The organism is Pseudomonas inefficax, assembly GCF_900277125.1.
Lineage (GTDB): Bacteria > Pseudomonadota > Gammaproteobacteria > Pseudomonadales > Pseudomonadaceae > Aquipseudomonas > Aquipseudomonas inefficax.
On the sequence record NZ_OPYN01000106.1, the window covers coordinates 1 to 8513 of the forward strand.

7 protein-coding genes and 1 pseudogene are annotated in these 8513 nt (G+C 62.8%); 2 read left to right on the forward strand and 6 right to left on the reverse strand.

Going from position 1 to position 8513, the window contains the following annotated elements:
- On the forward strand, positions 1 to 254 hold a 254-nt coding region (locus JV551A3_RS13270), incomplete at its 5' end, for a helix-turn-helix domain-containing protein (RefSeq protein ID WP_133978759.1).
- 188 nt (positions 255 to 442) lie between these two features.
- Here the strand turns inward: JV551A3_RS13270 and JV551A3_RS13280 are convergent.
- The 5 genes from JV551A3_RS13280 to JV551A3_RS13300 form a co-directional block, all read right to left on the reverse strand.
- On the reverse strand, positions 443 to 1522 hold the full coding sequence (locus JV551A3_RS13280; protein ID WP_133978763.1) for a helix-turn-helix domain-containing protein: 1080 nt from the start codon (positions 1520 to 1522) through the stop codon (positions 443 to 445).
- Positions 1523 to 1760: 238 nt separating this feature from the next.
- Positions 1761 to 2732 (reverse strand): PDR/VanB family oxidoreductase, encoded by a 972-nt coding sequence (locus JV551A3_RS13285; protein ID WP_133978765.1) that lies wholly within the window; start codon positions 2730 to 2732, stop codon positions 1761 to 1763.
- A 77-nt stretch (positions 2733 to 2809) separates the two neighbouring features.
- Positions 2810 to 3931 carry an aromatic ring-hydroxylating oxygenase subunit alpha gene (locus JV551A3_RS13290; RefSeq protein ID WP_133978767.1) on the reverse strand — a complete coding sequence of 374 codons (1122 nt, stop codon included), beginning with the start codon at positions 3929 to 3931 and terminating at the stop codon, positions 2810 to 2812.
- 118 nt (positions 3932 to 4049) lie between these two features.
- Positions 4050 to 5648, reverse strand: coding sequence for a BCCT family transporter (locus JV551A3_RS13295; RefSeq protein ID WP_133978769.1), 1599 nt, complete (start codon positions 5646 to 5648; stop codon positions 4050 to 4052).
- Positions 5649 to 5842: 194 nt separating this feature from the next.
- The gene (locus JV551A3_RS13300; protein ID WP_133978771.1) at positions 5843 to 6934 is read right to left on the reverse strand and encodes a tartrate dehydrogenase; all 1092 of its coding nucleotides are present in this window, start codon (positions 6932 to 6934) and stop codon (positions 5843 to 5845) included.
- Positions 6935 to 7032: 98 nt separating this feature from the next.
- Between JV551A3_RS13300 and JV551A3_RS13305 the strand changes: the two genes are divergently transcribed.
- Positions 7033 to 7944: a LysR substrate-binding domain-containing protein gene (locus JV551A3_RS13305; RefSeq protein ID WP_133978772.1), complete on the forward strand. Its 912-nt coding sequence runs from the start codon at positions 7033 to 7035 to the stop codon at positions 7942 to 7944.
- Positions 7945 to 8107: 163 nt separating this feature from the next.
- On the opposite strand, the pseudogene JV551A3_RS13310 reads toward JV551A3_RS13305, so the two are convergent.
- A pseudogene (locus JV551A3_RS13310) lies at positions 8108 to 8513 on the reverse strand (D-serine ammonia-lyase); the annotation flags it as partial.

The following is an 8513-nucleotide window of genomic DNA, read 5'->3' on the forward strand; positions in this document are numbered from 1 at the left end:
GCCCCGCACTGGCTGAGCGTGGCAGCCTGCAGGCGGCGTTCGACAGTTTTGGCTGCCAGGTGCTGACCGACCGTGAGCGGGAGGTGGCACACATGATCTTGCGTGGGCATTCGGTGAAGTCCACCGCGCTGGAGCTGGGCATCTCGCCGGAGACGGTGCGCATGCACCGCAAGAACCTGTACCTGAAGCTGGAGATCAACTCGCAGTCGGAGTTGTTTGCGCGGTTTATCGACTGGCTGCGCGGTGAACGTTAGAAGTCAATGCGAACCTGTGGGAGCGGGCTTGCCCGCGAACACGGGCGAAGCCCGTGCCATCCACCGCGTTGTCTGCTTCGCGGGCATGCCCGCTCCCACAGGTAAAGTGTGAACTGAAGGCCAGCGCAGTACCTGTGGGAGCGGGCGCGCCCGCGAAGCAGGCGACGCGGTGTTTGCTACCGGCAATATCACGAAGTCGCCAGTCTTGCCTCCAGCGCGGCAATATGCGCCTGCAACCGCTCATGCTCCAGGCGCTCGGCGCTGATGTCTTCGAACACGCTGATCAGGTGCTCCGGCTCGCCGTTGTCGCGACGCTGCAGCGAGGTGCGGGCGCGTACCCAGATGTACTCGCCGTTCTTGTGGCGTACGCGTTTTTCCACCTCGTAACGCTCGGTTTCGCCAGCCAGCATGCGCTGTAGCAATTGCAGATTCTGCGCCAGGTCATCGGCGTGGGTGATCTGCTGGAAGGTCATGCCGTACAGCTCCTCGGCACGGTAGCCCAGCAGTTCGCACAGGCTGTTGTTGACCCGTTGCCAGGTGCCGTCGGGGTCGATGTAGGCGAGGGCGCCCCAGGCCAGCTCGAAGATCGTGCGGAAGCGTTCCTCGCTTTCGCTCAAGGCCTGCTGGGCGATCTGGCGCTCGGTGTTGTCCATGCTGATGCCGACCATCTTCACCGAGCGCCCGGCGCTGTCGCGTACCACCGTGGCGCGGGAAGAGATCCAGCGTACTTCACCGTCGGGGCGGGTGATGCGGAAGTCGCACTCGCAACCGCTGCCCTTGGCCACTGCCTCGGCATACATCGCCTGCATGCGCTGCACGTCTTCGCCCGGCAGGTGTTTCCAGAAGTCTTCGTTGTGGTGCACCGGCCAGCCATATACCTGCTCGACATTGGGCGAATAGGTGACCTCGTCGCTGATCAGGTTCCATTCCCAGGTGACGATGCGTGCGCCTTCCTGGGCCAGTTTCATGCGCGTTTCGCTTTCCATGATCTCGGCCGTCAGGCGCCGGCGCAGGTCGGTCATCGGCAGCTCGACCACCTGTGGTTGCTGGATGTTCTGCAGCGCCTCGTCGCCGTAGCGCAGCCAGATCCAGTTGACCTTGAGAAAGTCGGCCAGCTTGCGCAGGTTGTCGTAGTCGATCTCGCCGCCGCGGGTCCACTTGTGCACCGCGGTGCGCGAAATGCCCAGGGCCGTGCCCACGGCTTGCAGGGTCAGCTTGTGATGCTCGAGCAGTTCCTTGAGGCGGAAGGCGAAGCTGTTTTCCAACATCGGCAGGGTGTCCTGATCTGGGCCAAGAGCCTGCCAGTATACCCAAGCTGTCAACTTTTGGTTGACGGTTCAAAGTGCTCACCCGGTCACTGGGGTCAACTGGGTTGCCTGGTACTGGCCTCATCGCCGGCAAGCCAGCTCCCACATCGACAGCATCGCCCTCAAGCCATGTGCAGTACCTGTGGGAGCTGGCTTGCCGGCGATGAGGCCAGTACAGGCAACATCAGCCGGCCCGTTGTTACAGGTCCAGCACCAGGCGAGATGTACGAGCTCGCGAGACGCACAGCATGATGCTTTGCTGGGCAGCTTTTTCTTCGTCGCTCAGGTACTGGTCGTAATGCTCGGCTTCACCTTCAAGAATGGCCGTCTCGCAGGTGCCGCACACGCCTTCGCGGCACAGGCACTCGACCTTGGCGGCCTTGGACTTCTCGATGGCCTGCAGGATGGTCATGCCTTCTTCCACCTGCAGCTCCACACCCGACTGCGCCAGCACCACGGTAAAGGCACTGCCGGTGACCGGAGTGGCGGCAAACTGTTCCCAATGCACGCGGTGCTCGGCAATGCCTGCCTGAGCGGCGCAGGCGATGACCGCGTCGATCAGTGGTTTGGGGCCGCACACGTACAGGTGCGCCTGCTCGTCCAGCCCCGCACACAGGGCGGCCAGGTCGAGCTTGCGCTCGAGGCTGTCGATATAGAAGCGGGTTCTGGCAGCGTGCGGGCCGTTCGCCAACTGCTCCTGGAACGCCCCGTGCTCCGGCGCGCGGAAGGCATAGTGCAGTTCGTAGTCGGCACTGCCGCCTTCCAGTTCATGCAGTTGCGCCAGGAACGGGGTAATGCCGATGCCGCCGGCAATCAGCACATGGCGGCCGGCGGTCGGGTCCAGGGCGAACAGGTTGTTGGGCGAGGAAATGGTCAGGCGGGTGCCCACTTCCACCTGCTGGTGCATGAACGCCGAGCCGCCCTTGGACTGCTCTTCCAGGCGCACGCCAATCTGGTAGCTGCGGGTATCGCGCGGGTCGCTCATCAACGAGTAGGCGTTGCTGAACTGGCTGCCGTCGGTGCCTTGCATCTGCACGATGACGTGGCTGCCACCGGTAAAGGCGGGCATCGCCGCACCGTCTTCGCGGGCCAGGGTAAAGCGCTTGATCAGCGGCGTGGCTTGTTCCACTGCAGTAACGTGCACGCTGAACATTTCATATGTGTTGGCCATGGTTCACCTCGACTGCCTGGGTGCGCGGCAGGCCCTGCCGCGCACCTTTACATGCAAAAAACGTGGAGCGGTTGCAATCAATCGTCGAGGTGGGCCACGGCGATCAGGTTGTGGAAGTGGGCAATGCCATGCTCGCTCATGCCGCTGCGCTCACGGTCGGCCATGATCCGGCCCTGGCCACGGTAGCCACGGGACTTCAGGCCCTTCTGCACGCTTTCGACCAGGCGCAGGTCTTCCGGGCGGAACACTTCGCGGTACCAGTCGATCAGCTTCTGCTGCTCCTCGCTGATGTCCTTGTTGAGGAAGTAGATGTCGTAGTGCTGGAGGGTGGTTTCGGCATCGACCGGGAACTCGTAGATCACGGTCATGAAGTTGCCTCCTGGCGGCACGTTGAACATGGTGCACGGCCAGGCCCAGAAACCGGCGAACGATGGATCTTTCACATTTTCGTCGAACTTGAACGACTGCTCCGAAGGCTTGGCCAGGCCGTATTGCAGGGTCCAGTTGCCATGCAGGCTGTGGCTGTACTGGCCAACGTCCACCGAGTCGGAGAAGCCCGGGTGGGCAGGGGCGCAGTGGTAGCACTCCAGGTAGTTGTCGACGATCGACTTCCAGTTGGCCGGGGTGTCGCTGACGAAGCGCGCGGCCAGGTGCAGGTCGTCGATCACCGCGCAGGCCTCACGCATGCGTGCCTGCATGCCTGGCAACTGGTCTTCTACCGAACCTGCGTCCATGTCCATGTTGATGAAGATGAAACCGGCGTATTCCTCGACGCGCAGCTGCACCAGGGTGGAGTTTTCCTTGTCGAAGTTGACCACGTTGTCGCAGTTGCGGGCGTGAGCCAGTTCGCCGTCGAGCTTGAAGGTCCAGGCGTGGTATGGGCAGGTGATGACGTTCTTGGCCTTGCCGCTGCCGCTGAGGAGCTGGTGGCCGCGGTGCGGGCAGACGTTGTAGAAAGCGCGCAGCACGCTGTCACGGCCACGTACGATGATGATGCTTTCGCCAATTACTTCGCGGGTGATGTAGGCGTTGTTCTCTGCCACTTCACTACGGTGGCCCACGCAGATCCAGCTGCGCGCGAAGATGGCTTCCTTCTCGTGCTCGAACACCGCGGCCTGGGTGTAGAAATTGGCGGGGATGGTGAAGGCCTCGTCGGCGTTCGCGCAGAAATCGGCGGGCAGGCGTTTGAAGTCATTCATGACAGGTTTCTCACAAGCTCGGTTTGTATTTATTGGTTAACACGTATCTGTTGGTTAACAGATAAGGCAAAAAAATTTGCAGCTATCCTGGGGCTGCCTTGCAGCCCCATGCCTCTGGTCAGTGCGCCGCAGCGGTACTGCGCGGGGCCTGCTCGGTTGGCTCTTCGCCTGCCAAGCGGGCCGCTTCCTCGTCGATCAGGTGGGCCGATACCTGGCCGTAGTCGGCAATCATCCACTTGAAGAAGCCATAGATCTTCACCAACAGGATCACCATGAACGGGATGGCGGTCAGCACCACGGCGGTCTTCATGGTCGACAGCGAGGCCTTGGCGAACAGCATGGCCAGTGGCACCAGGGTTAGCACCACGCACCAGAACAGGCGGTGGGTGGGTGTCGGGTCGTCGCCTTCACGCAGGTTGCGGGTGCTGGTGGCGGCCACCGCATAGGCTGCGGCATCCATGTGCGAGGCACAGAAGATGGCCATGATGAACAGATACACACCAAGGAACACCTGGCCCCATGGCAACGCCAGCAGCAGGTGAGTCACGGCCGATTCGCCGCCTTGTTCGGCGAGCATCTTCGGTACATCCACCGCACCGGTGATGAACTGGTGCATGCTGTAGCTTTCCAGCGCGCCGAAGAAGAACCAGCAACCGAAGCTGCCACCCATCAGCAGGGCCAGCACCACTTCCTTGATCTGCCGGCCGCGCGAAACGCGGGTAACGAACATGGCCACGCCTGGTGCGTACGACACCCACCACAGCCAGTAGAACACCGTCCAGTTGCGGGTGAAGGCACCGTCGCCGGCCGGGTCGGTGAACAGGCTCATGTGCACATAGTTCTGGATCATCAGGCCGATCGAGTTGGCGGTGTTGTTGATGGTGAACTGGGTCGGGCCGACCAGCAGGACCACTGCGGCGAGCACCAGCGCGCCGATGCACACCATCTTGCTCAGGCGCTGCAGGCCACCATCGATGCCGATGTAGGAACTGAGCGAGAACATCACTGCCACGCCACCGATCACCAGCAGCTGCACGGTGAAGGTGTCCGGGGTACCGGCCAGGTCGTGCAGGCCGCGGGTGAGGGTGGAGGCGGTGAGGGCCAGCGACACGGTCAGCGCGCCCATCATGGTCAACAGGAAGATCAGGTCGACGCTACGGCCTACCGGCCCGGTAGCTTTGAAGCCGGTCACCGCTTCAACGATCGAGGCCAGGTTCAGGCCGCTCTTCTTGCGCACATGGAAGTGGTAGGCCATGGCCAGCGAGGCCAGGGCGTAGATCGACCAGGCGCTGATGCCCCAGTGGAAGAACGAGTAGCCAACGCTGTACTCGAGCGCCTTGGGGCTGGCCGCGGCGATATTCAGGCCTGGGGTCTGGTAGTAGTAGGCCCATTCCATCACGCCCCAGTACAGGGTCGACGAGCCCATGCCGGCGCAGATGAACATGAACACCCAGGTGGCGGTGGCGTATTCAGGCTTGCCGCTGCCCAGGCGGATGTTGCCGTACTTGCTGAAGGCCAGGTACAGCACGGCCAGGGTACTGCCGAACACCAGCACCTGTACGCTGGTACCGAAGGTGCGGGTGGACAGTTCGAACAACTGGTTGGCGGCGCTTTCCGCCTGGGCGGGGAAGGCTGCAAGGCCGATCACGGTGAGCAGCACGGCAATCAGGCTCACGGTAATCAGGAACACATCAATCTTTTTATTCTTGTGCGACATCATCGTCTCCTGGGACGTTGGCGTACTTGTTTTACCCGGCAGGCATCCGGGGTGTTGCAGTACCACTCCTTCCTTGTTCGTTAACCTATGGTTTACCAATATCTAATGGTTAACAGATTTTGCATACAATCCACGCCGCTCGCAAGAGCCAAAGGGCCGATTGTCAGACACTTCTGACAATCGGCCCTGGAGGATCAGGCCTCGACCAGCGCGGTGATGGCCTGGCCCACTTGCTGGGTGGACTTCTGCCCGCCCATGTCGCGGGTCACGTCACCGGCGGCGATGACCTGCTCGATGGCCTTGAGGATGTCGTCGTGGGCGTCGCGATAGCGCGGGTCGGCGCCGTCGTTGCCGAGGAAGTCGAGCATCAGCGCCCCGGACCAGATCATCGCGATCGGGTTGGCGATGTTCTTGCCGTAGATGTCCGGCGCCGAACCGTGCACCGGTTCGAACAGCGACGGGAACTTGCGCTCGGGGTTGAGGTTGGCCGATGGCGCGATGCCGATGGTGCCGGCGCATGCCGGGCCGAGGTCGGAGAGGATGTCGCCGAACAGGTTCGAGGCCACCACCACGTCGAAGCGGTCCGGTTGCAGCACGAAGCGGGCGCAGAGGATATCGATGTGCTGCTTGTCCCAGCTGATTTCCGGATAGTTGGCAGCCATCGCCGCCGTGCGCTCGTCCCAGTACGGCATGCTAACGGCCATGCCGTTGGACTTGGTGGCCGAGGTGACATGCTTGCGCTGGCGAGTCTGGGCCACATCGAAGGCGTACTTGAGGATGCGGTCGACGCCGCGGCGGGTGAACACCGACTCCTGCAGCACGAACTCGTTCTCGGTGCCTTCGAACATGCGCCCGCCCAGCGACGAGTACTCGCCCTCGGTGTTCTCGCGAATCACCACGAAGTCGATGTCACCTGGTTCGCGGCCAGCCAGTGGGCAGGGTACGCCGGGGAACAGGCGCACCGGGCGGATGTTCACGTACTGGTCGAAGTCGCGGCGGAACTTGAGCAGTGAACCCCACAGGGAGATGTGGTCCGGTACCTTGTCCGGCCAGCCCACTGCGCCGAAGTACAGGGCGTCGAAACCCTTGAGCTGTTCGAACCAGTCATCCGGCATCATCTTGCCGTGGGCCAGGTAGTAATCGCAGCTGGCCCACTCGAAGAACTCGAAGCTGATGTCCAGGCCGTGCTTGCGCGCGGCGGCCTCGACCACGCGAATGCCTTCAGGCAGTACTTCGTTGCCGATGCCATCGCCTGGGATTGCCGCGATTCTGAAAGTCTTGCTCATGGGGGTGCACTCGTTGTCTAGGGAACAGGTGCTGGCCATGCTATAAGGGCTTGATCCGGAGATAATCTAGCCATTCATGGATTCTTGGAACACGCTACGTGAATAATCTGCCCAGCCTCGACGACCTCAACATCTTCCTGCAAGTGGCCAGGCGCGCCAGCTTCGCGGCCGTGGCCGATGAGCTGGGCATGTCGGCGGCGTATGTCAGCAAGCGCATTCGCATGCTCGAGCAAACCCTGGAAGTGCGCCTGTTGCACCGCACCACCCGGCGGGTGACGGTGAGCGAGGAAGGCGAGCGGGTGTACCAGTGGGCTTTGCAGATTTTCGATGCGGTGCAGCGCATGGGTGATGACATCAGCGCCCAGCACCGCGAGCCGGCTGGGCAACTGCGTATCGCCAGCAGCCTGGGCCTGGGCCGGCGCTTCGTGGCGCCGGCCTTGTCGGAGCTGGCCGAGCGCTACCCGCGGCTGGACATTCGCCTGGATGTGCATGACCGCCTGGTGGACCTGATTGCCGAAGGCGTCGACCTGGATATCCGCGTGGGCAACGCCATCGCCCCCAACCTGATTGCCAAGCCGCTGGCGCGCAACCGCCGGGTGCTGTGCGCCGCGCCGGCCTACCTGGCCCGGCGCGGCACGCCCAAGGTGCTGGGCGACCTGGCCAGCCATGACTGCCTGGTGATCAAGGAGCGCGACCACCCCTTTGGCGTATGGCAGCTGATGGGCCCGGAAGGTGAGGAGGGGGTGCGGGTGACGGGCGGTTTGTCCAGCAACCATGGCGAAGTGGCGCACCAGTGGTGCCTGGACGGGCGCGGGATATTGCTGCGTTCCTGGTGGGATGTGCACGACAGCCTGCAGGACGGGCGCCTGGTGCAGGTGCTGGAGGACTATCACCAGCCGGCCGATATCTGGGCGGTGTACACCACGCCGCTGGCCAGTTCGGCCAAGGTGCGGGTGGCGGTGGACTTTTTCCGGCAGTACTTTGCCGAGCGATATAGCCTGCCGGGGTAGAGCCTACCTGCAACACCGCTTTGTGTAGGAGCGGCCTTGTGTCGCGAAAGGGCTGCAAAGCAGCCCCGGCGAAATTAGCGGCGAAGCTGAAAATGTGGGGCCGCTGCGCGGCCCATCGCGACACAAGGCCGCTCCTACAGACATCAAAAGCAGAGGCGAGTCCTCAGCCCCTCCCTTTGGCCAGATAGGCCGCGAACTCTGCCTCCGGCACCATGCTGCCACCGGTCCCCCACACCAGATGCGTGGCCCGCTCCATGCGCCCGGCCGACAGGCCCATGCGCGCCAGGTACTCAGGCGATTCAAGCACCTTTACCATGCCCGGCATCCCGGCCAGCGCCGAAGGCTCCAACCGCGCGTTCTCCTGGTCATGGGCCAGCACCAACAGCCGGTACAGCATCTCGTCGCTGACCGTGTAATAACCATCGAGCAAGCGCTGCATCGCCTTGCCGACAAAACCGGAAGGGCGGCCTACCGCCAGGCCATCGGCGGCGGTCAGGTTGTCGATGCCGAAATCCTGCACGCTGGTGGCGTCATGCAAACCGCTGTACACCCCCAGGAACATGCAGGGC

What these genes read in the sequence shown, in the direction of transcription:
- JV551A3_RS13290 (WP_133978767.1), bottom strand. Translation starts at nt 3,931, where the DNA reads ATGAATGACTTCAAACGCCTGCCCGCCGATTTCTGCGCGAACGCCGAC.
- JV551A3_RS13280 (WP_133978763.1), bottom strand. Translation starts at nt 1,522, where the DNA reads ATGTTGGAAAACAGCTTCGCCTTCCGCCTCAAGGAACTGCTCGAGCAT.
- JV551A3_RS13285 (WP_133978765.1), bottom strand. Translation starts at nt 2,732, where the DNA reads ATGGCCAACACATATGAAATGTTCAGCGTGCACGTTACTGCAGTGGAA.
- JV551A3_RS13300 (WP_133978771.1), bottom strand. Translation starts at nt 6,934, where the DNA reads ATGAGCAAGACTTTCAGAATCGCGGCAATCCCAGGCGATGGCATCGGC.
- JV551A3_RS13295 (WP_133978769.1), bottom strand. Translation starts at nt 5,648, where the DNA reads ATGTCGCACAAGAATAAAAAGATTGATGTGTTCCTGATTACCGTGAGC.